This window comes from Pseudomonas sp. NFACC02, from assembly GCF_900110765.1.
Lineage (GTDB): Bacteria > Pseudomonadota > Gammaproteobacteria > Pseudomonadales > Pseudomonadaceae > Aquipseudomonas.
In genome coordinates this window covers 160,471-186,870 of sequence record NZ_FOEO01000002.1, presented here as the reverse complement: position 1 = coordinate 186,870, position 26,400 = coordinate 160,471, and the positions used below count along the sequence as shown (strand labels likewise).

Sequence of the window (26,400 nt, the reverse complement as noted above, 5' to 3'; positions counted from 1 at the left end):
AGACTCGTTGGAGCCCGCAAGCGACAGGTTGTTCCCTGCACGGTCGTCTATTGTGGTCTGACCGATTCAGGCGAAAGGGATCATCACCATGAAGAAACTGATCAATGACCCGCTGGGTGTCGTCGATGAGATGTTGGAGGGCGCTGTGCTGGCCGATCAGCGGCTGGCGCTGCTGGAAGGGGAAAACATTGTGGTTCGCCGGGATTATCAGGCGCTCGGCGAGCGCGGGAAAGTCAGCATCATCTCGGGCGGCGGCGCAGGTCATGAGCCCGCGCATGGCGGCTATGTCTGCAGCGGCATGCTCACGGCCGCCGTCACAGGACCCGTATTCACGTCGCCGAGCGTCGACGCTGTCCTGAAGGCAATCATGACGCTCGCCGGACCGGCGGGCGTGTTGCTGATCGTCAAGAACTACACCGGTGATCGGCTCAACTTCGGGTTGGCGGCGGAAATCGCCAGGTCGGCGGGCGTCGAGGTCGATATGCTGGTCGTCGGTGATGATGTCGCGCTGGATAATCAGGGGGGGCAGGTCGGGCGGCGGGGCATTGCCGGAACCGTATTCATTCACAAGGTCGCGGGCGCGGCGGCAGAGGCCGGGCTCACGCTGGCGCAGGTCAGGGCCGAAGCGGAGCGGGCGGCAGCGGGGTTGTTCAGCATGGGCCTGGCACTCAGTGCCTGTACGGTGCCGGCGGCCGGGAAACCGGGGTTTCACCTGGGCGACGATGAGGTCGAGTATGGCCTGGGCATTCACGGAGAAAGCGGCGTGCGCCGTGGCCGCATTCAGACGGCAGACGAGATGGTCGATGTGCTGTTGGCGCGCATTGTCGAGCAAGGTGAACTGAAGGCCGGTGAGCGTATCGCACTGATGGTCAACAACCTCGGCGGTACGGCGGCTCAAGAGCTGGACATCGTGGCACGTCGGGCATTGTTGGTGTGCGTGGCACAGGGACTGCGGGTCGAGGCGGTCATGGTGGGCACGTTTCTGACGGCTCTTGAGATGGCAGGGTGTTCGCTGTCAATTCTGCGTGTCGATGACTCACTGCTGATGCGACTCAAGGCGCCGACGGACGCGACGGCATGGCGGGGCATGACGACGCCCATTGCTGCCGTGTCCCGAGTGCCGGTGGTGAGCACCACGGAGCAGCATGCGTTCATGGGCCCGTCCTGGTCGTCAGACCACGCTGAAGTCATGAAGACGGTGCTGAAGGCTGTCAGCCAGGCGTTTCAGCAGAACGAACCGGTGCTGACGGAGCTTGACTCAGTGGTGGGTGACGGTGATATCGGCATCAGTCTGGCAAGAGGCGCCCGAGCCATCGATGCCGCACTTGAATCGCTCGCGCTGGAGCGGCCAGCGGCGGCCTTGCAACAGCTTTCAGCGATTCTGCGACGGGCCTTGGGAGGGACGTCGGGCCCGCTGTATGCCGTTTTCGTTCTGCGTGCGGGTGTGGTGCTTTCGGAACACGCCGAGCCGGGTTCTGTGGGCGCGTGGGCCGAGGCATTGCAAGCGGGGTGTGACGCAATGGTCAGGCTTGGCGGTGCCAGTGCGGGAGACAGAACGATGCTGGACGCGCTGATTCCCGCGGCGGCGGCGCTTTCGTCGCACGTCAACGGGGTGGCTGCGGCCGATGCGGCGTTGCAGATGGCGATTGCGGCAGAGATCGGTGCTGAGGCGACGCGCACGATGCTGCCAGGCAAGGGGCGTTCTTCCTATATTGGTGAGCGCGCGCTGGGGCATGTCGATCCAGGGGCGTACGCGGTGGCGCTGTGGATGCAGGCGGTGGCGTCGGCCTTGGGCAATTGAAGCGGAGCATCGGTGACTGAGGCTATAGCCAAAGGCTTACACAGTCTGAGGCGAACTCGCCCTATCAACTGAAACATTTGAGGGTTACATTGGATCCATCAACTGAAGCGAAGGAACCGCTTCGGAGATCACGGATGATCAGCCATGGCGCGGAGCGCTGCCGACAGGACGTTGGAATGGTCTTGAACTGAAAAACGACCCGCTTCGGCGGGTTTTTTTATGCCGCAATTTGGGATCACGCCTGTTGTGGCTTCTTGCAGGCGTAGGCGGTTGGCCGTGAATCCGGCCTTGTCGGATAGGCCACATTTAACTTTTTCCACATGGGCGGCACAACGCGCATTTTGTAGTCACTGACTACCAGCAGCCCCGCACGCACTATCAACCTCTTTCACCAGCGTGTTCTCTTGAAACACCTGCAGATGCACCTGACAAGTCCCCCCCGCAGGCAGGTTCAAACTCACGCTGTTGGCCGGAACACCGCTCTGCACGTCGCCTTGCTGGTTGATGCTCGACGTTCCATTCATGCTTTTCTGGTTGACCGTCATGCGGTATTGCAGCGTCAGCGGCACCGGATTTTCGATGTGCGGGCGAATGACCACCATCGCGCCATGGCGCTGGGCATCGATGGATACTGCCAGTTGGGACACGTCCATCATCAGGTCTACCTCTGTGTCGCGCTGGCTTTCATGTTATCGCCGTATTGGGTCACCGACACCGTACCGCCGAATCCGGCCTGGTTCACAGTGGCCTGGTTGGACTGTCCGTATTGCCCGACGAATGCCTGATTATAGGCGCCGGTCTGCACCACGTCCGCCGTGTTGTCGGTGCCGTGCTGCGCGACGCCGGTCTGGTTTTGATTGCCCGACTGGTTGACCAGGGTGGTGTTACCCGAGCCGTTCTGCTGCGCAGTGATCGAATTGTTCGCGCCGCTCTGGTTGATGACCGCCTGGTTGCGACTGCCCACCTGACTCTGCACCATCCGTTGCGAGGCACCGCTCTGATCGACCCGCGTCTTGTTGTAGGACCCGATTTGCGAAATCGTCGCGACGCTGTTGCCCACTGTAATGTCGGCGTAGCGATCTTCGCGCACCAGATCGGCAGCCTGGCAGAGGGTGCTGCCAAGCAGCAAAGCCGCCAGCAGCACGCCGTTTCGACCCTTGTTATTTTTGAATGACATTCTTGTCTCCAGTTGGCAGCAGCGCCTTGTCGGCTTCAGCCATCGGCGCCGTGGACATTTGTTCGTCATAGCTCTGCAGATAGCTTTGCAACAACGGCTTGTTCAGATCGTCAGGGTTCTTGAGGTTCCAGCTGCCGTCGCGGGCACCTTGGGCAATCATGTGGATCAGCGCGGTTTCGATCGCTTCACGCACGCATTGCTGCACCGGTTCGTTGCGCGACAGGCCTGTTTCCACTTCCAGCAAGTGCTTGAGCGAAACGAAGCGGAAGATGCCAAAGTCGACCTGGATCGAGAACACGGTCTTGGTGGTGGTGATGCTCTGAATGATGTCGCCGGTCCGGATGTCGATTGCCCGCAGGTTCACCGTCACCTGGTCCTGGCGATAGAGTTCGGACGGCCCGACACCGAGGTAGCGAACGCCGATGCCGCCAGTCCTGACGTTACTTTCGTACGCGACGATCGCGCCTTCGATGATCATGTTGGCAGGTCGTAGGGCGGGCAGTTGAACTTGGGACTGGTCTTGCGGCTGCTCCAGTGCGCGGATGATTTTGCGCTCGGTCAGCAGGTCTTGCAGGTTTTCGCGTTCGACCGGTCTGAACCAGCGCGAATCGCGCAACGCAGTGATCAGCAGCGACGCGGCGCCCTGAGTCACTGAGGTGGAAAACGAGCTGTCGGGTGACGGTTTGTATTGACCGGTCTGGTCACGCAAGCCGTACACGGCAACGCTGATAGGGCCCGCAGGGGCGGGTAGGTGTGTCAGATCGCGAAGGCTCTGTGTCGGTGGCGACAGTGTAGCGGGCGAGATGGTCGCTGCAGGACGCGAAGTGGCGCAGCCGGCGATTAGCATTACGGCAGAGACAATCAATGTAAACGAACGGACGCGCATTCTTATTCTTCCTACAAAGAAAACCCCGCCGGCTCACCGGCGGGGTAAGGCATCTTAGTGTTGGTAGACAGCTGCGACGTTGCCGCCACCGCCAGACTGGCTGACGTTGGCGACCATGTTGTTGCCCGATTGAGTCACGCCCACCACGTTGGCAGCGCTGAAGTAGCCCGAACTGGAGCCGGTCTGGCTGACGGTCGCGCGGTTGTTGTTGCCGGTTTGCAGCAGGGATTCTTCGTTGTAGCTGCCGGTCTGAGTGCTGTACGCGTAGTTGTTGTCGCCGCGTTGTTGCACGTAAGCGTCATGTGAGTCGCCGCTCTGGTACAGGCTGGCGGTGTTGTAGTCGCCGCGCTGGGTGGCGGTGGCAGTGCTATTGGTGGCACCGCTCTGTTGAACGTTACCCAGGTTGTTGTTGCCGTTCTGTTGCAGGCTGGCCGAGGTGTAGATGCGGCTGTTTTGCTGAGAAACAGTACCGGTGTTGGCGTTGCCGGTCTGGCTCAGGCTGGCGGCCACGTTGCTTTGATTGCCCTGTTGCGAGATGGCGCCAAGGTTGTAGTTGCCCGACTGAGTAAGCGCCGCACTGACAATGGTGTTGTTACCGGTCTGCGAGGTCGAGGCCGTGTTGTTGTTGCCGTTGCCCTGGGTGATGCTGGCGCTGGTGCGGGTATTGGACTGCTGACCGATGGTTGCCGTGTTGTACGCCGAGGACTGATCCAGTGTCGCCGACTGACCCAATGTGTAGGAACCGCCGCTCTGAGTGATTACGCCGGAGTTGTTGTTGCCGGACTGTTTGGCAGCCGCGCTGTTGTAAGCACCGTTCTGATTGATATTCAGGGTGCTGTAGGTCGCGGTCTGGCTGATCGCTGCACCGGAGTAACGACCGGCAGCAGGAATGCCGGCGGTGTTCTGGCTGCCTTTCTGGTTAATGTTGACGGTCGACTGGGTCGCGCCTTGCTGGTCGACGTTCAGGGCGTTGCTGGAACCGTCCTGGGTGGTGTTGACGGTACTGTTGTCAGCCATGGCCGCGCCAGAGAGAGCCACCAGGACAGCGAGAGACAGAAGGGATTTACGTGCGTGCATCATGATCTTCCTTTTTCAGTTTTGTACTTGGTTTTGGGGTGTTGCAAATTTTCTTGCGGCAGGTCTTACGGTTGATTCACTTGAAACTGGGTGGTCTGGCCGGTGTTCTTGTCGGTGGTGACAATCTGCAGCAGCCCACCTTGAAGGTTGGTGATCGAGATCCGGAAGTCGGTGGTCTCAACGATCCCGGGCACCAGTTGGCCGTTAGCGCCGACGATACTGGAGGTCACGGCTGACGAGACCCGACTGAGAATGGCGCTCTGCAACATGCTGTTGAATTGCGTCAGGGCGGTCTGTCCCGATGCACCGGATGACGACGACTTCTCTGTGAAGTGGTTTTGCGCCTGCGCCTGGTTCAACAGCACGGGGCCGTTCAGCGGGTTGCCACCGAATGACGGGTTGTTGGGAACATAAGCCAGCTCGCTGGCGTGGGCGTTGACAAAGGCGCTGGACACAAGTGCCAGGCTGACTACGGCCAGTGAAATGCGCTGCATATCCATACCTTTCATAGTTCGTCGCGGCCCAGGTCCGGGTCGCCAAAAAATTGTGCGAGTTGGTAATCGAGAATCGCCTGGTAAACCTGCGTTGCAGCGTCAGCCCCGATGGCGGGAATCAACGTACGGTTAGGTGGCAGAAACATCGAGAACAGGCGGCGGTTGCCGTAGTCGACGAACACCTGACTGCCCAGGCGCGCGGTCGGGCGCTCACTGATGGCGACGGTGAAGGTCCCGTCCTCGTCCTTGTCGCGCCACGCACTGGCAAAACTGTCGTAGAAAGCACGACCGGCCATGGTCATGGTCTGGCCGATCACCAGGCCGCCTACATCCCGGCGATTGAGTGTGCGGTGTTGATCGACGGTCGCAGAACTGTTCACGCTCGTTTGTGCAAAGAGTGTGGATGCCGCGCACAGTTGTACGATCAAAACGCAAATAACGCGTGAGCACTTCATGTTTGTAGGGCCGGTGATGCAGAGTTGGTAATTGTTATATAGGAATAAATTCACTTTGCCACTACGAACTTAAAAATAATTTAATTATTTTTATTGGCGTCAAATTGCGTGCGGTTTTTTAGTTGCATCGATAGAAACTTAATGAGAGGGGTGGAGAATTAATGGCGTCAAAAAAAGATGCGGTGGGATGGGCGCTAACGCTTGTAAATACTGGGGTTTACGAATGATTGAGATCGCCCTTGGATGAGGCTTGTTCAATTAGATGTCGAGGTGGAACTGTCCGAGCTACTTTTGCCTGGGTCTGGTTTTTCCACTGCCTATTAAAGGGTGACTTCTGAAGTGAGTGCGTGCACGAGATTGAATGCGTCATTGTCATCATGCTTTCTTTATTATCATTGTTCAGTCTTGTTGGTGTTTTTGTACTTGTCGACTTGTTCCAAACTGTAAAGGCCTTATGCAAGTAAGCGAGCGTTTTATTGCGTGGGATAATCAGTAAATACGCGCTTGTTTAATCATGTGACTGGACGGGAGGCGTCTGGCACGCCGCTTGGATCCCGACATCGTGCTTCCGGTCGTGGTGTCCGAAACATTGCACCTTCCTGACGGCCGTTAGTACGGATTCAAGCGCGAGCATGCCGTTTATCAATTCTGCCAAAGCGGCGAAGTTGCCCAGAGTGATGTCTCATTGCCACTTAGTTCGAGGTTCGGGCACGGGACCTCATACACGGCACGCTATCCGGAACATGGTCAGGCGCCTACAGCTTGAACCTTCTAACTGTTAAACTGCGCGCCCATTATGCCTGGCCCTTCTGACCACCCCATGCTGCCAATGACCGCTCCCCGTTCCGCTGACGCTCCCCGCGAACCTTCACGCCGCTTCTCCGTTGCGCCGATGATGGACTGGACGGATCGCCATTGCCGGTTCTTCCTGCGTCTGCTGTCGAAGAACGCACTGCTGTACACCGAAATGGTCACCACGGGGGCCTTGCTGCACGGCGACAGCGAACGTTTCCTGCGCCACGATCAGCGCGAGCATCCGTTGGCGCTGCAACTGGGCGGAAGCAACCCGGCGGACCTCGCCGCCAGCGCGCGTCTGGCGCAGGCGGCGGGGTATGACGAGGTCAACCTCAACGTGGGTTGCCCAAGCGACCGCGTGCAGAACAATATGATTGGCGCGGTGCTGATGGGGCACCCGCAGTTGGTCGCCGACTGCGTCAAGGCGATGCGCGATGCGGTGTCGATCCCGGTGACCGTCAAGCACCGCATCGGCATCAACGGTCGGGACAGCTACGAGCAGCTCTGTGAATTCGTCGGCACGGTGCGCGACGCCGGCTGCACCAGTTTCACCGTGCATGCTCGCATCGCGATCCTCGAAGGCCTCTCGCCGAAGGAAAACCGTGACATCCCGCCGTTGCGCTACGAGATCGCCGCGCAGCTCAAGCAGGATTTCCCTGACCTGGAATTCATCCTCAACGGCGGCATCAAGACCCTGGAGCAGTGCCAGGAACACCTGAAAACATTCGACGGCGTGATGCTGGGCCGCGAGGCGTACCACAACCCGTACCTGCTGGCGGAGGTCGACCGCGAATTGTTCGGCGGCAGTGAACCGCCTATCACCCGCGCCGAAGCGCTGGCGCAATTACGTCCTTATGTCGAAGCCCATCTGCGTGATGGCGGCTCCATGCACCACATCACCCGTCACGTGCTGGGGCTGGGCACGGGGTTCCCCGGCGCCCGTAAATTCCGCCAGTTGTTGTCGGTGGACATTCACAAGACCGACGACCCGCTGGCCTTGCTGGACAAGGCGGGGGAGTTGCTGGAGGGGCGGTGAGCCCGTTGGCAGGTGAGTGGCTGAATCATCGGGTTCGCCAGCAAGCCGGCTCCTGCAATAGATAGCGTGGCCTTGTGTACCCGGTTCAGGGATCGAGGCCGCGCAATACGCGCCCGACCTCGGTCTGAATCCGATACGCCGGGGCTTCCACGGCATTGAAATCCTGGGTGTAGCGCTGGGCGAACCCGTCGACGCCCCATTCCTGATACTGCTGCACGTGCTTGAGTTCGTGCGCCCACAGGGCGACGTTGTGCTCAGCGGACTCGGCCGTGCGGAAGACGATGATGTCGACCAAGGTGACGGCGCCGATGTCTGGGTTTTGCATCATCGCGCTGGCGGCGCTGAGTTCGTCGTTATCACCGACTTTATAAAGCGCTGCGTCCAGCACGCTGGGCGGGTACCAGCGCAGCAGTTGTTCGCGGATCGCGTCGGGAATGGGGTGAGTACCGCTCATGGCCGCGTCGGCGCGGGACTGGCTGAGCCAAAGGGCGAGCGCCGGGCCCGCGACCTGGGTCACTTCGGTGGGCAGGCCGCCTCCGAGGATCTGCCCAAGATCGGGCAGGCAGATGCAACCGTTGAGGCAGATGGCTTTTTCCCCTGCCGGACAGGCCACAGGGTCGGCGAGGGCGCTTGCGGTGAGGCAGGTCAGAACCAGGGCGAGCAGGGCGTTGCGCATGAACACGTCCGAAGCGGGAATGCGCCTAGCCTAGCTGCTCGCCGGGATTTTCTGTAGCTCGGCTCAACGCCGTCCGGTACGCGTGCTCACGTCCACCCATACGGCGAGTACCAGAATGCTGCCCTTGACGATCATCTGCCAGTAGCTGTCGACATCGAGCATGGACATGCCGTTGTCCAGGCTGGTGATCACCAGCGCACCGAGCAGGGCGCCGTACACCGTGCCGGACCCACCGCGCATGGACGTGCCGCCGATGAAGCAGGCAGCGATGGCGTCCAGTTCACCCATGTTGCCCGCCGACGGCGAACCCGCCGCCAGACGCGCCGTGTTCACCAGCCCGGCCAGGGCGCACATGACGCCCATGATGCCGAAGATCCACAGCTTGACCGCCTGCACGTTGATGCCTGACAGCCGCGTGGCTTCCATGTTGCTGCCCACCGAATAGATACGGCGACCGAATACGGTCTGGCTGGTGATGTAGCTGAAGACCCCAAGTAAGACCAACAACAGCAGCACCGGCACCGGAATGCCGTCATAGCTGTTGAGCGTGTAGACGAAGCCTGCCAGTACCGCCCCGATTAGCACGACCCGCAGGACGTCCCGCAGCAGTGCGTGTGGGGCCAGGCCATGCAGGGCGCGGTTGCGGCGCTGGCGCCAGGTCAGGAAGATGGTCAGGGCGAACAACAGGACGCCCAGCGTGACGCCGACCAAGGGCGGCAAATAGCCCTGGCCGACATACACCAGTTGCGGCGACACCGGCGCAATGGTGGTGCCACCCGTGATGCCCAGCAGAATCCCGCGAAACGCCAGCATGCCGCCCAGGCCGACGATAAAGGAGGGGATGCGCAGGTACGCCGTCATGGCGCCGTTGGCCAAGCCGATCAGCAGCCCGCACAGCGCCACGATGACCAGGTTTACCGGCAGCGGCACGTGATAGACCACGTCAAGAATCGCGGCCACGCCGCCCAGCAAACCGAGCAACGAACCCACCGACAGGTCGATTTCGCCGCTGATGATCACCAGCACCATGCCACAGGCCAGGATGCCGGTAATCGACATTTGCCGCAGCAGGTTGGAGAGGTTGCGCGGCGTCAGGAAGCCGCCTTCAGTCTGCCAGCTGAAGAACAGCCAGATCAGGGCGATGGCGATGACCAGCGCGAGCATTTTGTAGCGGGTGAACAATTGTTTGACTTGGTTCATTTAAGCGGAGCTCCCCACAGCAGCTGGTCGATCATTATTGTTATGTCCGTTGCTTTGGCTGAGCGCGGCGGCGAGCACCTGTTCCTGAGTCAGGTCCTGATTGATGAAGTCCCCACGCAACTGGCCTTCGCCGATCACCAGTACGCGATCAGAGACGCCGAGCACTTCGGCCAGCTCCGATGACACCATGATGATCGACACGCCGGTGGCGGCCAGTGCGCCCATCAGTTTGTAGATCTCGTACTTGGCCCCGACATCGACGCCGCGTGTGGGCTCGTCGAGGATCAGCACCCGCGGCTGGGTCAGGAGCATTTTTGCCAGCACCGCTTTCTGCTGGTTGCCGCCCGAGAGGCTGGTGATCGGCAGAAACGGGCTCGCCGTCTTGAGGTGCATGCGGGCGATTTCCTTGTCGATGCTGCCCAGTTCCTGCTCGGCGTCGATGCGCGTCAGGTGCGAAAAGCTGTCGAGCACCGCCAGGGTGATGTTCTGGCCGACGCCGAGGTCGGGAATGATGCCCTGGCGCTTGCGGTCTTCGGGGACCATGCAGAGCCCTGCGCGAATCGATTTCAGCGGTGTACGCGTGTCGATTTTCTGTCCCTCCAGCCAGACTTCGCCCTCATGGCGTCCGGGATAAGAGCCGAACAGCGCGGACACCAATTCCGTACGGCCGGCGCCCACCAGCCCGGCAATGCCAAGAATCTCGCCACGTTTGAGGGTGAAAGAGACGTCGTCGACGCGTTTGCGTCGGGGGTTGTCGACGTCGTAGCAGGTAAAGTGCCGCGCTTCGAAAATCACCTCGCCGACCTCGTGGGGTTCGGTGGGATAAAGGTTGCTCATCTCGCGGCCGACCATCTGGGTGATGATCTTCGGGATATCCATGTCGGCCATGGCCGTGGTTGCGATGTGTTTGCCGTCGCGGATGACCGAAATCGTGTCGCACACGGCGGCCACTTCATCGAGCTTGTGCGAGATGTAGACGCAGGCCACGCCCTTGGCCTTGAGGTCGCGGATGATGTCCAGCAGGACGTCGATTTCCGAGCGGGTCAGGGCCGATGAAGGCTCGTCGAGGATCAGCAGGCGAGCTTTCTTGTTCAGTGCCTTGGCGATCTCGACCAGTTGCTGATAACCGCCGCCGTATTGGGAAACCGGCAACGAGACGTTCATGTCGGGCACTTTCAGCTCGCGCATCAGGGCTTCGGCACGGTGGATCATCGCCGGGTAATTCATGCGGCCGCCCGGCAAGGTCAATTCGTGGCCCATGAAAATGTTTTCCGCCACCGACAGGTCGGGGACCAGCGTCAATTCCTGATGGATGATGACGATGCCGGCGGCCTCGGTCTCGCTGATGGAGTGGGCTTTGAGCGGCTGGCCGTCCCAGAGGATTTCGCCGTCCCAGGTGCCGTGGGGGTAGACCGCTGACAGCACCTTCATCAGGGTCGATTTCCCGGCGCCGTTTTCGCCGCACAGGCCGACGCATTCGCCGGGCCGGACCTTGATGTCGATGCCGTTCAGGGCTTTGACACCGCCGAAGGATTTGACGATGCCGTTCATTTGCAGCAGGTAGTCGGACATTGCGCGGTATTCCAGGACAGGCCGGAGTTCTCGTGTAGAAGCGTGGCTTGTCCCGCGATCGGCTGCGAAGCAGTCGTAAATTCAGCAGACGCGTTGTGTCAGGCAAACCACAGTGTCAGGTTTTACGACGGGTTCCCCGCCGATCGCGGGACAAGCCACGCTCCTACAGGTGTCGGTGCAGGGCTCACACTACAGCTATGGCACCCTGCAAGGGGCGATCACTTCCCGGCGATCTGATCCTTGGTGTAGAACCCGTCCTTCTCCAGCAGGTCGATGTTGTCCTTGGTCAACGGCGTCGGGGTCAGGAGGATGGTGTCGACCTTTTTCGCCCCGTTGTCGTACTGGGAACTGAACTGCGGCTTCTCGTTGCGCGCCAGTTGTACCGACAGCTTTGCCGCTTCCGAGGCGATCAGTTTCAGCGGTTTATAAACAGTCATGGTTTGCGTGCCGTCGATCACGCGCTTGACCGCTGCAAGGTCGGCGTCCTGGCCGGAAATCGGCACCTTGCCCGCCAGCTTCTGCGCGGCTAGGGCCTGAATCGCACCGCCGGCCGTGGCGTCGTTGGAGGCGACGATGCCGTCGATCTTGTTGTTGTTCTTGGTCAGGGCGTTTTCAACGATGCTCAGCGCTTCGGTGGGGTTCCATTCCTTGACCCACTGCTGACCAACAATCTTGATGTCGCCCTTGTCGATGGCCGGCTGCAGCACCTTCATCTGGCCTTCGCGCAGCACTTTGGCGTTGTTGTCGGTCGGGGCGCCCCCCAGCAGGAAGTAATTGCCCTTCGGTTGCGCCTTCAACACGCCGGCGGCCTGCATCTCGCCGACTTTCTCGTTATCGAAGGAGATGTAGGCATCGATGTCGGCGTTCAGGATCAGGCGATCGTAAGACACCACCTTGATCCCGGCCTTTTTGGCTTCGGCCACGGCGTTGGTCAGCACGGTGGCGTTGAACGGCACGATGACGATCACGTCAACGCCGCGCGAGATCAGGTTCTCGATCTGGGAAATCTGTTTCTGCTCGTTGGCATCGGCCGATTGAACGAAGACTTTGGCGTCCATCTTCTCGGCCGCCGCGACGAAGTAGTCACGGTCCCGCGACCAACGTTCCAGTCGCAGGTCGTCGATGGAGAAACCGATTTTCGGATGGGCCGCGTCGGCCATGACCGGAAGGCTGAGCAGCGCCAGGGCACTGGCGAGCAAGGTGCGTTTCAGGTTTTTCATTGTGGTGCGTCCTTTTATTTTTGTTTGGGGGCACTTCCTGAGCGTGTACGTATTACCGGGTAAAACTGTAGTGAGTTGTCGGGGCTCGCGAGCAACGAATTGTCGCGAGAATGTAACCGCCGCCTGCGGGGTGACTGACGCACCGCGTTCTCCGGTCGAAGCGCGCTCTTTATCGGTAGATGAACCTGTTTACGACGCCCTCGAGCATCTCCTGACGGCCGCTGACCGCCTGAGGGTTGAGTTCATGGTCGAACGCATGTTGCGCCAGCGATTCCAGACTGAAGTCTCCAGACAGGACGGCGCGGCCAAACGGTTGATCCCAGCCGGCATAGCGCGTGTCCTTGAACTGTTGGAGCAGGTCGTTTTCGATCATGGCCGCCGCGCGCTCAAGCGCCAGCGCGAGTACGTCCATCGCCGCGACATGGCCGTAGAACAGGTCAACCTCGTCCAGGCTCTGGCGGCGCACCTTGGAGTCGAAGTTGAAGCCCCCGTTTTTGAACCCGCCTGCCTTGAGGATCTCGTAGGTGGCCAAGGTCATTTCTTCAACGCTGTTGGGGAACTGGTCGGTGTCCCAGCCGTTCTGCGGGTCGCCCCGGTTGGCGTCGATGCTGCCGAAGATGCCCAGCGAGGCCGCCGTGGCGATTTCGTGATGGAAACTGTGGCCCGCGAGGGTCGCGTGGTTCGCCTCGATGTTGACCTTGATCTCTTTCTCCAGGCCGTACTGCTGCAGAAAGCCGAACACGGTGGCGCTGTCGTAATCGTACTGGTGTTTGGTCGGCTCCTGAGGCTTGGGCTCGATCAACAGATCGCCCTTGAAGCCGATCTTGTGCTTGTGCTCGACCACCATGCGCATGAAGCGCCCCAGTTGTTCGCGTTCGCGCTTGAGGTCGGTATTGAGCAGCGTTTCGTACCCTTCACGACCGCCCCACAGCACGTAGTTCGAGCCTTTCAACCGCTGCGTGGCGTTCATGGCGCTGAACACTTGGGTGGCGGCGTAGGCGAAGACCTCCGGGTCCGGGTTGCTCGCAGCGCCGGCGGCAAAGCGCGGATTGCTGAAGCAGTTGGCCGTGCCCCACAGCAACTGGATGCCACTGCTTTGCTGATGACGTTCGAGCTCGTCGACCATGTGCGCGAAGTTGTGGCGGTACTCCTTCAGGCTGGCACCTTCGGGCGCCACGTCAGTGTCGTGGAAACTGTAGTAATCGATGCCCAGTTTGGAGAAGAACTCGAACGCGGCTTCGGCCTTGAAGCGCGCGAGTTCCATGGCATCGCCCGGTTTGATCCACGGACGCTTGAAGGTACCGACGCCGAACATGTCGGCGCCTGGCCAGACGAAGGTGTGCCAATAGCAGGCTGCCATGCGCAGGTGCTCGCGCATCGGCTTGCCGAGGATGATTTTGTCGGCGTTGTAATGGCGGAAGGCAAGGGGAGAATCGCTGTCGGGACCTTCGTAGCGAATCCTGTCGATCTCGGGGAAGCAGGGCATCGGTCGTTTCCTCATTGTTCTGGTTGTTGTTCTGGTTGATCGGCGACTGTCCCGATACTAGCAACGGCCCCGGCCTTCAAAATTATGAAAATCACCAACTCGGTGTTCGATTTTGAGTATTGAGATTCGCCTCATGCAGGCCTAGTCTGTGCCGACCTGTTTCACAGGCTCGGGGGAAAAAACAATGAAAACCGTCCCGCCCGTTCACCGTATTGCCCTGTTGTTCAACGGCGGCAAGATCTACGATCGCGGCATCATCACCGGCATCGGCAATTACCTGAGCAGTACGCGCGCGTCTTGGGATCTGTTCCTTGAGGAGGATTTTCTCTGCCGTTTGAAAGGCATCGAGCGCTGGCAGGGTGACGGGATCATTGCCGACTTCGACGATCCGCTGATCGGTGAAGCACTGGCCGGAAGCACGTTGCCGGTAGTGGCGGTGGGCGGCTCGTACGAGGACGAACGCGCCTACCCGAAGCACATTCCCTATGTGGCCACCGACAACTTCGCACTGATCAAACTGGCTTACGAGCACTTGATCGAGGCCGGGCTGACGCGGTTTGCCTGTTTCAGCCTGCCGGAAGCGCAAAGCAATCGCTGGGCGCAGGAGCGGGAAAAGGCGTTTCGACGCCTGCTGCAACGAGACGGGTTGCGCGGCGAGGTCTATCGGGGCCTGAGCACCAGCGCGCCGCTTTGGGACAGTGCGGTGGAACAACAGATCGCCTGGTTGCAGAGTTTGCCCAAACCCATCGGCATCATTGCCGTCAGCGACGCGCGTGCGCGTCAGTTGCTGCAGGCCTGTCTGACCGCGGGCATCGCCGTGCCGGAGCAGGTGGCGCTGATCGGCATCGATAACGATCCGCTGACCCGCACCTTGACCCGCGTACCGCTGAGTTCGGTGATTCAGGGCACGCAGAGCATGGGCCGTACGGCTGCCGCCTTGTTGCATCAGATGCTTCACGGCATGCCCTCGACGACGAGCCAGATTCTGGTGCCCCCGGAAGCGATCAACGTGCAGGCCTCCAGCCTGCATCAGCCATTGGGTAACCCTTACGTCATGCAGGCGCTGCACTTCATTCGCCAGTACGCCTGCCAGGGCATCAAGACCGCGCAGGTCGCGGGGTATGTGGGCATTTCCCGCTCCTCACTGGAGTCGCATTTTCGCAAGGAGCGTGGGTGCAGCGTGCACGACGAAATTCTTCGCTTCAAACTGTCCGCCGCGGCTTCGCGGCTGGAAAAAACCGATTCGGCCATCGCCGACATTGCCCAGCATTGCGGCTTCAAGTCGGCCCAGTACCTTCATACCGTGTTCCGCCGCGAGTTCGGCTGCACGCCGCGCGAGTATCAACAGGACGTCGCGCATTGATTGGCTTTTGAGGCATGACCCACGGGGCGTGCCTGACCCTGACAACGACAACATTATGGGAGTTATCGATGCATCCGATTCGTTTAGGGCTGGTGGGTTACGGCAAGATTGCGCAAGACCAGCACGTGCCGGCCATCCTCGCCAACCCGCAGTTCGGGCTGGTGGCCGTCGCTACCTTGGGTCAGCATTGCCCTGGCGTTGACAACTTCAGCTCGCTCGCCGACCTGCTCGCGCACGGTCCGCAGGTGGACGCGATCGCGTTCTGCACACCGCCACAAGGCCGTTTCGCGCTGGTTCAACAGGCGCTCGACGCCGGCAAGCATGTGCTGGTGGAAAAGCCGCCGTGCTCGACCCTCGGCGAAGCGATGTCGCTGATCGATGAGGTGAAACAGGCGGGTGTCAGTGGGTTGTTCGCCTGGCACTCTCGTTTTGCGCCGGGTGTAGCGAACGCGAAAGCATGGCGGAAGGGTAAAACCCTGACTCAGGTGCGTGTTGAGTGGAAAGAGCAGGTGCGTAAATGGCATCCGGGTCAGGCGTGGATCTGGCAGGCGGGTGGCCTGGGCGTATTCGATCCAGGGATCAACGCGCTGTCCATCGTCACGGATCTACTCCCAGGTTCGCTGTTCGTCACGTCCGCCGCGTTGAGCGTCCCGGACAACTGCCAGTCGCCCATCGCCGCGAACCTGAGCATCCGAAGCCAGGATCAGGTGGAAGTGCTGGCCGAGTTCGATTTCGACCACAGCGACAACGAACTGTGGCGCATCGAGCTGCACAGCGACGACGGCGTGATGCGTCTGGATTCGGGCGGCGCCGAGGTCAGCATCGATGGCGTACCGCAGAGCGTGTCAGCGGAAGGGGAATACCCGGCCATGTACCGGCATTTTGCGCAACTGATCGCCGACAGGCAGAGCGACCTGGATCTGCAGCCGTTGCGCATTGTGGCGGACAGTTTTTTTGTCGGCAGCAAAGAGACGGTGGCGGCGTTTCATGAGTAAAGCGTCACGCTGACGCCATGCACGAACGGTGGGAGCGAGCTTGCTCGCGAATGCGCTGGGTCAGATACATCGAGGGTGAAGGACAGACCGCATTCGTCAGCAAGCTGACTCCCACAGTTATTAGGTCCACACGAAGCCTGTACCTGGACTCGCCTGCGACCCGTTCCAGAAACACCACACCTTCCTGTGGGAGACGTCCGAGGTTACGAGTTCGTTTGAATGGATGAATTCATTCACACCGGATCAAAAATGACCCACGCCAGCGAGTGCGATGGAAAACGAGACGATCAGCATCAGCAGAATGGACATGTTGATGGACATCGGAAAATCCTTGTTCGGGTAGTCAATGTCGCCATGATCCCGGTCTGCGGGCACAAAATGAACGGCGTTCTTTCGTATGTTGGCTATCGATACAAACAATAGTCCGAGCCTTTGAAATGCCGGGAATCTTTGTGTTAGGGCCGTTACGCGGCGCTGCCCCCTACAGATGTCTGAACATTTCCCAGAACGATGCCCCGACGCCGGTGATGCTCTCGCCCGCAATCAACCCTGCGGCTGCGGTGATCGCGAAGCGCTCGGTCACACTGGGCCAGCGGCGGCTGACAATCCAGGTGAGTACGGCGCCCAGTCCCATCATCAGCGATGTAGAGGCGGGCAGCACGAACGCCAGCCCGAGCGCGGCAGTGCTTGGCAACCAGCGCGCCAAGCGTTGGGGCAACAGACTGTCCAGCGCACCCAACAGCACGCCGAAGAATGCGCCGATGAAAATTGCCCAGCGAATCTGTGGCGACAGCGACTCCAGTCCGTGGGTCAGTGTCTCGGCAACTGCTTTCCAGGTCGCGACGGCGGGGGCGGGCCATTGTTCGGTGAGCAACATGTGCTGTGGGTCCGGAATCAGCGCCAGGTACACCGCGACCCCGACCATGCTGCCAATGAAAATCCCGATGCATTGGGCGATCACCTGTTTTTTCGGCGTTGCACCGATCGCCAGTCCGACCTTGAAATCGTTCATCAGGTCGGTGGATTGCCCGGCCGCGCCGCCTGCCGTGTTGGCGCTCATCAGATTGATGGGCACCTGGCCCGGCGCTATCAGGCCAAAGGTCAGTTGCGAGAGCTTGCCGATTGCACCAATCGGGGCAATGCCGGTGGCGCCGACGACCCGCGCGGCAACAACCGCCAGGCAGATCGCCAAAGGAATGCTCAACAGCGCCATCCACAGATTGATGCCGAACAACACCGCTTGTAACCCCACGACCAGAGCGATGGACACGACCAGGCCTATCGCAGGCCCCGGCGAGAAAGGTGCGCGGGCACGGGGCGTTCGACTGGCCGTGGTCTTTTTGGGCGTTTGAAACAGGCGGACGCCCAAGGCCGTCAGTGTCGAACAGACCATCAGGCTCACGCCCGGCCACAGTAACCATTCCACCAGTTTGGCGAATTGCGGACCGGTGGCATCGCGGGCAAGCATCACCCAGCCCTGATCGATCAACCAGGGTGCCAGGCCGCCCCATGCCAGCAGCGCACCCAGTAACAGGGTCAGTCCAACCCGAATGCCGATAATGCCGCCAAAACCGATCAGCAGCAGTGACGGGTCCAGCGTGAAGGTCAGGCGCTCCAGTTGCGCGGTGGGCGCCCAGCGCGGGATGGCCCAGACGAAGCCGTCGATCCATTTCACAGCGCCGGACAGCAGAGCGGCGCTAAACAGCACCTTGATCCTTGCTACCGCTTCTTTTCCGTGGTGGTAGATATGCTGCAGGGTTTCCAGCGTCGCCATGCCCTCGGGAAATGTCAGGCCGTGATCGTTAAGCAGGGCAGGGCGCAAATACCAGGCGATCCAGATACCGAGAAAACTCACCGAAAACACCCAGGCCATCATCGGTATCGGGTCCAGTTGCTGGCCGGTCAGCAGCGTATAGGCGGGAATGGGCGCGACCAGGCCTCCAGAAATGATCGACGCAGCCGCCGAAGCCACGGTCTGGTTGATGTTGCTCTCGTGCAACGTCCACGCAGGTTGATGCGCATTACGCCGGGCCAGGCTCTGCCAGACGCCGAATCCCACCAGCAGCGCGATGATCGACATGTTGAACGACCAGCCGATTTTCAGCCCCGCGTACACGTTCGACGGCGTCAACAGAATGCCCAGCACGGCACCGGTCAACACCGCGCGCAGGCTGAGTTCGCGTTCGATACGGACAGTGGACGAGAGCGTGTCGGCGTAACGGCCCATGGCAAATCCTGCGCAGGAAGGAAAGGCAAGTTCTGAACAAATGAGCCCTGTCCGTCCGGAAGGTTCAGCGTGAGCGAGGCGATAAGGGGCTATTCGGGGGCAAGGGTTGATCAGGAATCCGTGTGAGCCGGTTTGCTGGCGAAGGTGATCGGGCGGCGACATTGATGGTGAATGACCCACCGCATTCGTCAGCAAGCTGACTCCCACCGGTTTTATGTTTATTCAACGATTTCGGTGTTGAATCTAAACAGCGCAAAGCGCGCTCTGGCTTTTGATCTTCATACCGCAGCAGGCCAGACACCACAAAGCGCGACTTGGGTGCAGGCCAAACGCAGGCGACGCGGGGGGCCGAGCGGCATGGATGCCGCGAGAGCGCCGTCAGGGCATGGATGCCCGTTCGGCGCGGGCCCACGGAGCGTCGTCGGAGTGCGGGTACCCGACGCAGGAGGGCCAAGCCAGGAGCTAGGACACTTGGCTGCCTCTTGAAACAAAGAGGGGGGTCCTTTCAAGTAACCCGCCGAAGGCGGAACAGTTTGGCCGTTAGGACAAACCACACCATCAGCGTCACCCCAAATAGTGGAAATGCGCACCATACAAGCTGGCTTGCTGGCGAACGCGGTAGTCAGCAACATCCACAGTGACTGACCCACCGCATTCGCGGCCCTCGTAACCTCGGACGGCTCCTACAGGGTCCCGGTCGTTTCGAGGATGTGTGGACGACGCTGATACTGTGGGAGTGAGCTTGCTCGCGATCTGGCGCGCAGCGGCAGCACATTCCGGAGTGGTATGCCTGATCCCACATCACAGACTCGCCCGTCAGGGCCGGGGCTGATAGGGTATTCGGGACTTTGCACTGCATCGATGCCCCTGCGCAAAAAGGACTCCCATGCCCTCCACACCGATCCGCATCACCGACGAACAAACCCTTTCGGACAACTGGTACGTGCTGAAGAAATACAGCTTCGAGCTGCAACGCCGCGACGGCGGTTGGCAGTCGCAGACCCGTGAGGTGTACGACCGTGGCAATGGGGCGACCATTCTGCTGTACAACCTGGAGCGCCGTACCGTCGTGCTCACCCGCCAGTTTCGAATGCCGGCATTCCTCAATGGCCACAGCGGTTACCTGATCGAGGCCGCCGCCGGTTTGCTCGACAACGCGAGCCCGGAAGCGCGCATTCGCCTGGAGGCGGAAGAGGAAACCGGGTACGTCGTCCGGTCGGTGAAGAAAATCTTCGATGCGTTCATGAGCCCCGGTTCGGTCACCGAGCGCATTCACTTTTTCGTGGGCGAATATCAACCCGCCGACCGCGTCAGCGATGGCGGTGGGCTGGAGGAGGAAGGCGAGGACATCGAGGTTCTGGAATTGAGTTTCGAAGCCGCCATCGCCATGGTCGAAAGCGGTGAAATCGCAGATGGCAAAACCATCATGCTGCTGCAGTATCTGGAGTTGCGTTTGATGCGGTGACCGATCTTCGACGTCCCGCGTGGTACCCGCGCGGACGCCAATAATGCGAAGTCGATCGCAGTCCGGCGCTGGTGCGCGTCAGCGCCGACACATTTTTCTGACCAGAAACAACCGTCCCCCAGCCTCCATTTACTTGCTGCTGCAATACCGTGCCGGCTGATTGCAGGCTTGTAAATCAGTGGGTTATAGCGCTTCAGCCATCATTGCGCCGCCATCCCTTTGGGCTGTAACCGACCCCGCCCTTATATCGAAAGTTTCACCAATCGGTAAAATTTCTCACATTGCAATGAGAATTGTTTGCGTTATGCTTCGCGTTCCTTCGTAACCAGGGATGTCGAACAAGATGGATTTTCGTCCTGCAATGAGCCAGCCGACACGGCTTCGCTCCGCCTGCCTGAGCGGGTCTTGCGTATCGATTGATCCTCGTCTGGACGCGCTGATGGGGACCTATAACACCCATCGGGAAGGGCTGCTGCGTCTGGCTGCAAAATTCCTTGGCTGTCGTGCCCGCGCCGAAGATGTGGTGCAGGACGCATTCGTGAAAATGCTCGAAAGCGACCTGGCTTCCACCGAACCGGCCCGCTACATGTTTCGGGTGGTGCGTAACCTCGCCATCGACCGTCTGCGTCGCCAACGCCTCGAGCGCAACCATGGCGCTGAAATCGAGCTGGACGAGCAGCCACGCTTCGAGGTCTCGCCTGAACGCGTTCTGGCCGGACGCGAGTCGCTCAACCAACTGGTCGGTGCCCTCAACGAGCTGCCCAAGCGCATGCGCATCGTGTTCAACCTCAGCCAGATTCAGGGCTACACCCAGCGCGACGTTGCCAAGGTCATCGGGACTTCTCCGACGATGGTCAACTTCCTTCTGCGCGACACCCTGTCTCACTGTCGCGCGCGGCTGGGCGAGATCTAGGCGTCGTCGATTCACCCTTATGTTTTCTGCTTCCACTGCCCGGAGTCATCCATGAAATTAGTTCGTCTGGTCTTCCAGCAATACCGCTGGCCACTCGCGATGGTCCTGCTGCTGAGCATCAGCAGCGGCCTGTTGAGCGTGGGCGTGATTGCCTTCGTCAACCAGCGCATGATCAGCACCCACGACGGTCTGGGCACCGCATTGTGGCAGTTCGGCTTGATGCTGGTGCTGTTGCTGGCGCTGGCGTCCGGGGCGTCGCTGTCGTTGACAGCGCTGGGCCATCGCTTCGTTTACGGCCTGCGCCGGGTGATGGTCAAACGCCTGCTGGACACCAACATCGAACGTATCGAATCCATCGGTGGCGCTAAAATTTTCGCCAGCCTGTCGAGCGATATTCGGGCCGTGACCATGGCGTTCGTGCAGTTGCCGGACCTGATCTACGGCACAGTGCTCAGCGTCGCCTCTTTCAGTTATCTGGCGTGGTTATCGCCGTCGCTGTTCGTCACCACGCTGTGCTGGATGGCCTTCACGCTGGGCGTTGGCTGGTTGCTGGTGGGCAAGCTCAATGCGCACATCCGTGCGTTGCGCGAGTCCGAGGACACGCTGTACCAGAGCTATCAGGGTGTGATCGACGGGCGCAAGGAACTGACCCTGAATCGCGACCGCGCCCGTCGTCTCTACGAAGAAACCTTCGACGTGGCAGCGCAGCGTTATCGCGAACACTTCACGCTCGCCGACCGGTATCACGGGCTGGCCAGCAACTGGGCGAACATCATGGTGCTGGGCACCATCGGCCTGGCGTTCTATCTGGCGAACGGTCTGGGCTGGGCCCCCACCGAAGTGGCCGCGACCTACGCGCTGACCGTGCTGTTCATGCGCACGCCGCTGGTGCTCGCAGTGGCCGCCATCCCGGCGCAGATCTCCGGCCGCGTGGCGCTGGACAAGGTCGAATCGCTGGCGCTCGCCGAACACCACGACAGTTTCGAGGTCGCCCCCAGCCACATCGTCGGCCACTGGCAGACCCTGGAGCTGCGCGACGTTGAGTATCACTACCCGGCACAGGGTGATGAGCCCGGTTTCGACGTCGGCCCGGTCAATCTGACCCTGCGTCGTGGCGAAACCGTGTTCCTGATGGGGGGTAACGGCAGCGGCAAATCCAGCCTTGCGCGGCTGCTCAGCGGACTGTACCGCCCGTCAGCGGGTTCGATCCTGATCGACGGCCAGGTCATCGGCTCGGGTGACTGGCTCGCTTATCGTCACCTGTTCGCCAGCGTGTTCACCGATTTTCACCTGTTCTCCCAGTTGCTGGGCGGCGACGGCCAAGACGCCGAGGCCGCGCACATCGACCATTGGCTCGACCAGTTGCACATGAAGCACAAGGTGCAGATCGGCAACGGCCATCTGCTCGATACGCGTTTCTCCCAAGGGCAACGCAAGCGTCTGGCGTTGCTGCTGGCGCTGCTTGAGCAGCGCGACATTCTGCTGCTGGACGAGTGGGCCGCCGATCAGGACCCGCTGTTCCGCCGTTTTTTCTATCGCGAGCTGCTGCCGATGTTCAAGAAAGCCGGCATCACCGTGTTCGCCATCAGTCACGACGACCAGTACTTCGATCTTGCCGACCGTCTGGTGAAGATGGAATCCGGTCAACTCAGCGAATTGCAGGGTGATCGTCGCGACAACGCCAGCCGTGATGCGGTGGAAGAGATTGGCGGTGCGTATCCGATGAGAAGCGTAAAGGTTTAGTCAGTTTTTCATCGCCGACGACTAAACAGCCGGAAGGCTCAGGCGTCTTTGTAATGATAATCACTCTTAATCATTCATGGTGCGTGTGAGCGGTGCCAAGCGTTTGTGACAACGGTCACACACTCGCTGGTGCTCACGCGCATCGCTCCTAACGAGAGGGAAGCATGGAACTCGTCTACGACTACATCGGCATTGGTTTCGGCCCGTCGAATCTGGCTCTTGCCATCGCCACCCAGGAGCATGCACTGCGCAACGGTCTGGCGCCCCAGGTGTGCTTCCTCGAAAAGAAACCTGCATTCAACTGGCACGAAGGCATGCTGATCGATGGGTCCACCATGCAGATTTCCTTCCTCAAGGATCTGGTGACGCTGCGCAACCCGGCGAGCCGTTTCACCTTTGTCAATTACCTGAAGGAACGCGGGCGTCTGCAGGACTTCATCAACCTCAAGACGTTCTTCCCGACCCGCGAGGAGTACACCGATTACCTGACCTGGGCCGCTTCGCACTTCAACGAGCAAGCGCATTACGGTGAGGAAGTCATCTCGGTCGAACCGCATTTCCAGGAGGGCCGTTTCGTCGCGGTGGACGTCCTGTCCCGGGGTCCGGGCGGCGGTGTTTCCCGTCGTCGTGCGCGCAATCTGGTGTTCGGCATCGGCGGCGTTCCGCAAGTGCCAACGGCTTTTGACGGCATCGACGATCCCCGCGTACTGCACTCGGCAGGGTATCGTGGCGGCATCGAGCGTTTGCTGGCCAATCGCCCGGGTCCCGTGCGCGTCGCGGTGGTCGGCGGTGGTCAGAGCGCGGCGGAAATTTTCGAAGACCTCGCCAGCCGGTTCGACAACGTCGAGGCCAGCCTGGTGATTCGCGGCAGCGCGTTGAAGCCGTCCGATGACAGCCCGTTCGTCAATCAGATCTTCAACCCGTCGTTCACGGACACGATCTTCAATCACAGCGAAGAGCGTCGCGACGCATTGTTCGCCGAGTTCCGCAACACCAACTACTCGGTGGTGGATACCGACCTGATCGAAACCATCTTCCAGCGCCTGTACCAGCAGAAAGTGCGCGGCGAGCAGCGTCACCGGTTACTGACCAACCGCGAAGTGGTGCATGCCGAAGTCAGTGCGGGTGGCATCGAACTGTTCCTGCGCGATGCGCCTCATGACCCGATGCGCGGCGACACGTTCGACATCGTGGTGTTGGCCACCGGCTATCGCCGCGACTATCACCTCGAGTTGCTGGCAGGGGTACAGCCCTACATTCAGGGGACAACCGTCGACCGTCACTATCGCCTGCCGCTGAATGCAGGCAGCGAGGCGGGCATCTTCCTGCAGGGCTGCTGCGAGGACAGCCATGGCCTGAGCGACACGCTGCTGTCGGTCCTGGCCGTGCGGTCGCAGGAAGTGGTGGAGTCGATCTTCGCCGAGTACGAACACCCTTGTTCCAGCCGACCGGCCCAGGCCCAAGAGCGTGTAGCGCTGAAACTGGCGCGTTGATTCAGGGCTGCCAGGCGGACCTGCACGCCACACCGTCGCATCGGTGACCGTTCGCGGTCACCCAACCTTTCTCACAACGTTGCGGATAAGGCCCGTTTGGCCATCCGTGGGTTGAGCCTTGCCGAAACAAACAGGTGAAAGAATGAAATCCATACGAGATCAGGCCGCGCATTTTCCCGAACTGGTGGGCCATTACGCGCAGAGCCAACCGGACCGGATTGCCCTTCGACACATCCATCACGAAGACCAGGCGCCGCTGCTGACCACCTATGCACAGCTCGATCTTCAGGCCCGTTCAATCGCCGGTGTGCTGCAGCATCACTTGGGGCACTTGCAGGCCTGCGGCCAACGGTGTGTGCTCATGCTGCCGACCGGCGCCGATTATGCCGCGGCTTTCCTGGGTTGCCTGCATGCCGGGGTCATCGCGGTCCCGGCGTTCGCCCCGGAGTACAACCGGCAAACCCATCTGGACCGACTGACCGGCATTCTTCAGGATGCGGCGCCAGGTGTGGTGCTGGGCCGGCGTGAGGACCTCGATAAATTCCAGCACCTGCTGCAACCTTTCATGCCGGCGGGTGGACGCTTCGTCGCCATTGAAGACGTTCACGGCTGGGAGGGTTCGTTTCAGCCCTCGCTGATCGACACCTCGTCGCTGGCGTTTCTGCAGTACACCTCAGGCTCGACCAGTGCGCCCAAGGGCGTGATGGTCTCCCACGCCAACCTCATGGCCAACGAAGTGGCCATGGCCCGTCACTTCGTCACCGACGCGTCAACCGAGAGCTGGGTGAGCTGGTTGCCGCTTTACCACGACATGGGCCTGATGTGCGGTTTGCTGCTGCCGCTGTACTACGGCGGGACGCTGAACCTGATGTCGCCGAATTACTTCCTCGGCCGTCCGGCGCGCTGGCTGGAGACGATGAGCGAATACAACGGCACGTTCTCCGGCGGCCCGGACTTCGCCTATCGCCTGTGTGTGGAACGGATCAAGCCCAGCGCCGTGAAACACCTCAAGCTGGACAACTGGAGTCTGGCGTTTTCCGGTTCCGAGCCGATTCGCATCGCGACCCTGGATGCGTTCAGCGAGCATTTCGCGCCCGCCGGTTTTGACCGCCGTGCCTTGACCCCGAGCTACGGGCTTGCCGAAGCGACCCTGTTCGTCAGCGCCGCCCACCGCTCGGTGCCGTTTGGCATCAAGCGCTTCGACGGCAGCCAGTTGGCCGCTGGCGATGCCGATCAGGCCGTGTTCGCCAACCAGAACGCCACCAGCCGTTTGCCCGGTTGCGGATGGTGTCGGGATGATCATGACCTGCGGATCGTCGACCCGGCGGATCAGCGCGTGCTGCCGTCGGGGCAAGTCGGTGAGGTCTGGATCGCTGGTCCCAGCGTCGCACAGGGTTATTGGCAGAACGCCGACGCCACGGCCCAGACGTTCGTGGAGCACGACGGCAAACGCTGGCTGCGCAGTGGCGACCTGGGGATCGCCAGCGGCGGCGAACTGTTCATCACCGGTCGCCTCAAGGACCTGATCATTCTCAATGGTCAGAACCTCTACCCGCAGGACATCGAGCAGTCGCTGGAGAAAAGCGTGGAGCTGCTGCGTCGCGGGCGTATTGCCGCCTTTCCGGTCACCGACGAGCAGGGCGCTGAAGGCGTTGGTCTGGCGCTGGAGATCAGCCGCAACGTGCGTCGCCTGATGAAGCCGCAGATCATCTGCGACGCCGTTCGCGATGCGGTATCCGAGCTGTTTCTGGTGGCGCCGAAGGTGATTGTGTTGCTGGAGCCGGGCGCACTGCCGCGGACCACCAGCGGCAAGCTGCAGCGTTCAGCGTGCCGTGCGGGCTGGCAGAACGGCAGCCTGGACAGCTTCGCGACCTGGCAGGACGGTCGCTTGCTGAACAACCAGACCGAGGAGCGCGCCGCCGACGTTTCGCCATTGCTGCCAGAGGTCGTCGCGGCCTGGGCTGAAGTGCTCGGCAAGCAGGATCTCGCGGCTCACGACCATTTCTTTGCCCGAGGCGGCGATTCGGTCGGCGTCGTGCAGGTGTTGTCGCGCCTGAACAACGAGTTGGGTCTCACGCTTGAGCCCGCGCACCTCTTCGAACATCCGACGCTGGAGGCCTTCAACGCTCACGTCGCTCGCCAGAGCCGCAGCATCCAGGCGCCGAAATCCGTCACCCGTATTTCCCGTGAGACGCCAGCCGAGCAATCCTTCGCGCAGCAACGTCTATGGTTCCTTGCCCAACTGGAACCCGACAGCAGCGCCTATCACCTGTGCGGCCAGTTGAGCCTGAGCGGCGCCATCGATGACGTGGCGCTGCAACGCAGT

The 26,400-nt window shown here is 60.7% G+C and carries 22 protein-coding genes (1 of these 22 only partly in view); 10 read left to right on the top strand and 12 right to left on the bottom strand.

Going from position 1 to position 26,400, the window contains the following annotated elements:
- Positions 1-88 precede the first annotated feature (88 nt).
- Positions 89-1,801 (top strand): dihydroxyacetone kinase subunit DhaL, encoded by a 1,713-nt coding sequence (gene dhaL / locus BMY73_RS02865; RefSeq protein ID WP_092404899.1) that lies wholly within the window; start codon positions 89-91, stop codon positions 1,799-1,801.
- A gap of 347 nt (positions 1,802-2,148) precedes the next feature.
- Here the strand turns inward: dhaL and csgH are convergent, their stop codons facing one another.
- The 6 genes from csgH to BMY73_RS02835 form a co-directional block, all read right to left on the bottom strand.
- Positions 2,149-2,457: a curli-like amyloid fiber formation chaperone CsgH gene (csgH, locus tag BMY73_RS02860; protein ID WP_092404897.1), complete on the bottom strand. Its 309-nt coding sequence runs from the start codon at positions 2,455-2,457 to the stop codon at positions 2,149-2,151.
- Positions 2,458-2,462: 5 nt separating this feature from the next.
- Positions 2,463-2,978 carry a curlin-associated protein gene (locus tag BMY73_RS02855; protein WP_092404895.1) on the bottom strand — a complete coding sequence of 172 codons (516 nt, stop codon included), beginning with the start codon at positions 2,976-2,978 and terminating at the stop codon, positions 2,463-2,465.
- Complete coding sequence (locus BMY73_RS02850; RefSeq protein ID WP_256570803.1) at positions 2,962-3,825, bottom strand: CsgG/HfaB family protein; 864 nt, start codon at positions 3,823-3,825, stop codon at positions 2,962-2,964. Before BMY73_RS02850 ends, BMY73_RS02855 begins: the two co-directional genes overlap by 17 nt.
- A 93-nt stretch (positions 3,826-3,918) precedes the next feature.
- Entirely contained in the window at positions 3,919-4,944 is a 1,026-nt protein-coding gene (locus BMY73_RS02845; RefSeq protein ID WP_092404891.1) for a hypothetical protein, read from the bottom strand.
- Positions 4,945-5,006: 62 nt separating this feature from the next.
- Positions 5,007-5,435: a curli assembly protein CsgF gene (locus BMY73_RS02840; protein WP_092404889.1), complete on the bottom strand. Its 429-nt coding sequence runs from the start codon at positions 5,433-5,435 to the stop codon at positions 5,007-5,009.
- Positions 5,436-5,446: 11 nt separating this feature from the next.
- Entirely contained in the window at positions 5,447-5,815 is a 369-nt protein-coding gene (locus BMY73_RS02835) for a CsgE family curli-type amyloid fiber assembly protein (RefSeq protein WP_175500117.1), read from the bottom strand.
- A 904-nt stretch (positions 5,816-6,719) separates the two neighbouring features.
- Between BMY73_RS02835 and dusA the strand changes: the two genes are divergently transcribed.
- Positions 6,720-7,721, top strand: a complete 1,002-nt coding sequence (dusA, locus tag BMY73_RS02830; protein WP_092405135.1) for a tRNA dihydrouridine(20/20a) synthase DusA — start codon at positions 6,720-6,722, stop codon at positions 7,719-7,721.
- An 85-nt stretch (positions 7,722-7,806) separates the two neighbouring features.
- Here the strand turns inward: dusA and BMY73_RS02825 are convergent, their stop codons facing one another.
- The 5 genes from BMY73_RS02825 to xylA all read right to left on the bottom strand — a co-directional run bounded on the left by BMY73_RS02825 (position 7,807) and on the right by xylA (position 13,875).
- Positions 7,807-8,397 carry an eCIS core domain-containing protein gene (locus BMY73_RS02825; RefSeq protein ID WP_062380965.1) on the bottom strand — a complete coding sequence of 197 codons (591 nt, stop codon included), beginning with the start codon at positions 8,395-8,397 and terminating at the stop codon, positions 7,807-7,809.
- 63 nt (positions 8,398-8,460) lie between these two features.
- Entirely contained in the window at positions 8,461-9,597 is a 1,137-nt protein-coding gene (locus tag BMY73_RS02820; RefSeq protein ID WP_092404885.1) for a sugar ABC transporter permease, read from the bottom strand.
- Positions 9,598-11,169, bottom strand: a complete 1,572-nt coding sequence (gene xylG / locus BMY73_RS02815; protein WP_092404883.1) for a D-xylose ABC transporter ATP-binding protein — start codon at positions 11,167-11,169, stop codon at positions 9,598-9,600.
- Between the two features lie 218 nt (positions 11,170-11,387).
- Positions 11,388-12,389: a D-xylose ABC transporter substrate-binding protein gene (gene xylF, locus BMY73_RS02810; RefSeq protein ID WP_092404881.1), complete on the bottom strand. Its 1,002-nt coding sequence runs from the start codon at positions 12,387-12,389 to the stop codon at positions 11,388-11,390.
- A 169-nt stretch (positions 12,390-12,558) separates the two neighbouring features.
- Complete coding sequence (gene xylA / locus BMY73_RS02805) at positions 12,559-13,875, bottom strand: xylose isomerase (RefSeq protein ID WP_062380977.1); 1,317 nt, start codon at positions 13,873-13,875, stop codon at positions 12,559-12,561.
- A 184-nt stretch (positions 13,876-14,059) separates the two neighbouring features.
- Between xylA and BMY73_RS02800 the strand changes: the two genes are divergently transcribed.
- The 3 genes from BMY73_RS02800 to BMY73_RS27790 all read left to right on the top strand — a co-directional run bounded on the left by BMY73_RS02800 (position 14,060) and on the right by BMY73_RS27790 (position 16,656).
- Positions 14,060-15,238 (top strand): XylR family transcriptional regulator, encoded by a 1,179-nt coding sequence (locus BMY73_RS02800; protein WP_092404879.1) that lies wholly within the window; start codon positions 14,060-14,062, stop codon positions 15,236-15,238.
- 68 nt (positions 15,239-15,306) lie between these two features.
- On the top strand, positions 15,307-16,233 hold the full coding sequence (locus BMY73_RS02795) for a Gfo/Idh/MocA family protein (RefSeq protein WP_092404877.1): 927 nt from the start codon (positions 15,307-15,309) through the stop codon (positions 16,231-16,233).
- Between the two features lie 219 nt (positions 16,234-16,452).
- On the top strand, positions 16,453-16,656 hold the full coding sequence (locus BMY73_RS27790) for a hypothetical protein (protein WP_139214083.1): 204 nt from the start codon (positions 16,453-16,455) through the stop codon (positions 16,654-16,656).
- A gap of 58 nt (positions 16,657-16,714) precedes the next feature.
- On the opposite strand, the gene BMY73_RS02790 is transcribed toward BMY73_RS27790, so the two are convergent.
- A complete protein-coding gene (locus BMY73_RS02790) occupies positions 16,715-18,460 on the bottom strand; it encodes an OPT family oligopeptide transporter (RefSeq protein ID WP_092404875.1) in 1,746 nt (581 codons plus the stop codon).
- 886 nt (positions 18,461-19,346) lie between these two features.
- Here BMY73_RS02790 and BMY73_RS02785 point away from each other — a divergent pair.
- The 5 genes from BMY73_RS02785 to BMY73_RS02765 form a co-directional block, all read left to right on the top strand.
- The gene (locus BMY73_RS02785; protein WP_092404873.1) at positions 19,347-19,925 is read left to right on the top strand and encodes an NUDIX hydrolase; all 579 of its coding nucleotides are present in this window, start codon (positions 19,347-19,349) and stop codon (positions 19,923-19,925) included.
- Between the two features lie 343 nt (positions 19,926-20,268).
- On the top strand, positions 20,269-20,838 hold the full coding sequence (locus BMY73_RS02780) for a sigma-70 family RNA polymerase sigma factor (RefSeq protein ID WP_175500116.1): 570 nt from the start codon (positions 20,269-20,271) through the stop codon (positions 20,836-20,838).
- A 51-nt stretch (positions 20,839-20,889) separates the two neighbouring features.
- The gene (locus tag BMY73_RS02775) at positions 20,890-22,581 is read left to right on the top strand and encodes a multidrug ABC transporter permease/ATP-binding protein (protein ID WP_062380984.1); all 1,692 of its coding nucleotides are present in this window, start codon (positions 20,890-20,892) and stop codon (positions 22,579-22,581) included.
- A 164-nt stretch (positions 22,582-22,745) separates the two neighbouring features.
- Positions 22,746-24,074, top strand: a complete 1,329-nt coding sequence (locus BMY73_RS02770) for a lysine N(6)-hydroxylase/L-ornithine N(5)-oxygenase family protein (RefSeq protein ID WP_092404871.1) — start codon at positions 22,746-22,748, stop codon at positions 24,072-24,074.
- A gap of 142 nt (positions 24,075-24,216) precedes the next feature.
- Positions 24,217-26,400 carry the beginning of a non-ribosomal peptide synthetase gene (locus BMY73_RS02765; protein WP_256570795.1) on the top strand. It continues 7,551 nt past the right edge of the window, so the window shows 2,184 of its 9,735 coding nt (coding positions 1-2,184); it begins with the start codon at positions 24,217-24,219; its stop codon lies off the right edge, out of view.

Bases quoted from the DNA above. Each gene is read 5' to 3' on its own strand.
- dhaL (WP_092404899.1), top strand. From the start codon at position 89: ATGAAGAAACTGATCAATGACCCGCTGGGTGTCGTCGATGAGATGTTG.
- csgH (WP_092404897.1), bottom strand. From the start codon at position 2,457: ATGATGGACGTGTCCCAACTGGCAGTATCCATCGATGCCCAGCGCCAT.
- BMY73_RS02855 (WP_092404895.1), bottom strand. From the start codon at position 2,978: ATGTCATTCAAAAATAACAAGGGTCGAAACGGCGTGCTGCTGGCGGCT.
- BMY73_RS02850 (WP_256570803.1), bottom strand. From the start codon at position 3,825: ATGCTAATCGCCGGCTGCGCCACTTCGCGTCCTGCAGCGACCATCTCG.
- BMY73_RS02845 (WP_092404891.1), bottom strand. From the start codon at position 4,944: ATGATGCACGCACGTAAATCCCTTCTGTCTCTCGCTGTCCTGGTGGCT.
- BMY73_RS02840 (WP_092404889.1), bottom strand. From the start codon at position 5,435: ATGCAGCGCATTTCACTGGCCGTAGTCAGCCTGGCACTTGTGTCCAGC.
- dusA (WP_092405135.1), top strand. From the start codon at position 6,720: ATGACCGCTCCCCGTTCCGCTGACGCTCCCCGCGAACCTTCACGCCGC.
- BMY73_RS02825 (WP_062380965.1), bottom strand. From the start codon at position 8,397: ATGCGCAACGCCCTGCTCGCCCTGGTTCTGACCTGCCTCACCGCAAGC.
- BMY73_RS02820 (WP_092404885.1), bottom strand. From the start codon at position 9,597: ATGAACCAAGTCAAACAATTGTTCACCCGCTACAAAATGCTCGCGCTG.
- xylG (WP_092404883.1), bottom strand. From the start codon at position 11,169: ATGTCCGACTACCTGCTGCAAATGAACGGCATCGTCAAATCCTTCGGC.
- xylF (WP_092404881.1), bottom strand. From the start codon at position 12,389: ATGAAAAACCTGAAACGCACCTTGCTCGCCAGTGCCCTGGCGCTGCTC.
- xylA (WP_062380977.1), bottom strand. From the start codon at position 13,875: ATGCCCTGCTTCCCCGAGATCGACAGGATTCGCTACGAAGGTCCCGAC.
- BMY73_RS02800 (WP_092404879.1), top strand. From the start codon at position 14,060: ATGAAAACCGTCCCGCCCGTTCACCGTATTGCCCTGTTGTTCAACGGC.
- BMY73_RS02795 (WP_092404877.1), top strand. From the start codon at position 15,307: ATGCATCCGATTCGTTTAGGGCTGGTGGGTTACGGCAAGATTGCGCAA.
- BMY73_RS27790 (WP_139214083.1), top strand. From the start codon at position 16,453: ATGGATGAATTCATTCACACCGGATCAAAAATGACCCACGCCAGCGAG.
- BMY73_RS02790 (WP_092404875.1), bottom strand. From the start codon at position 18,460: ATGGGCCGTTACGCCGACACGCTCTCGTCCACTGTCCGTATCGAACGC.
- BMY73_RS02785 (WP_092404873.1), top strand. From the start codon at position 19,347: ATGCCCTCCACACCGATCCGCATCACCGACGAACAAACCCTTTCGGAC.
- BMY73_RS02780 (WP_175500116.1), top strand. From the start codon at position 20,269: ATGGATTTTCGTCCTGCAATGAGCCAGCCGACACGGCTTCGCTCCGCC.
- BMY73_RS02775 (WP_062380984.1), top strand. From the start codon at position 20,890: ATGAAATTAGTTCGTCTGGTCTTCCAGCAATACCGCTGGCCACTCGCG.
- BMY73_RS02770 (WP_092404871.1), top strand. From the start codon at position 22,746: ATGGAACTCGTCTACGACTACATCGGCATTGGTTTCGGCCCGTCGAAT.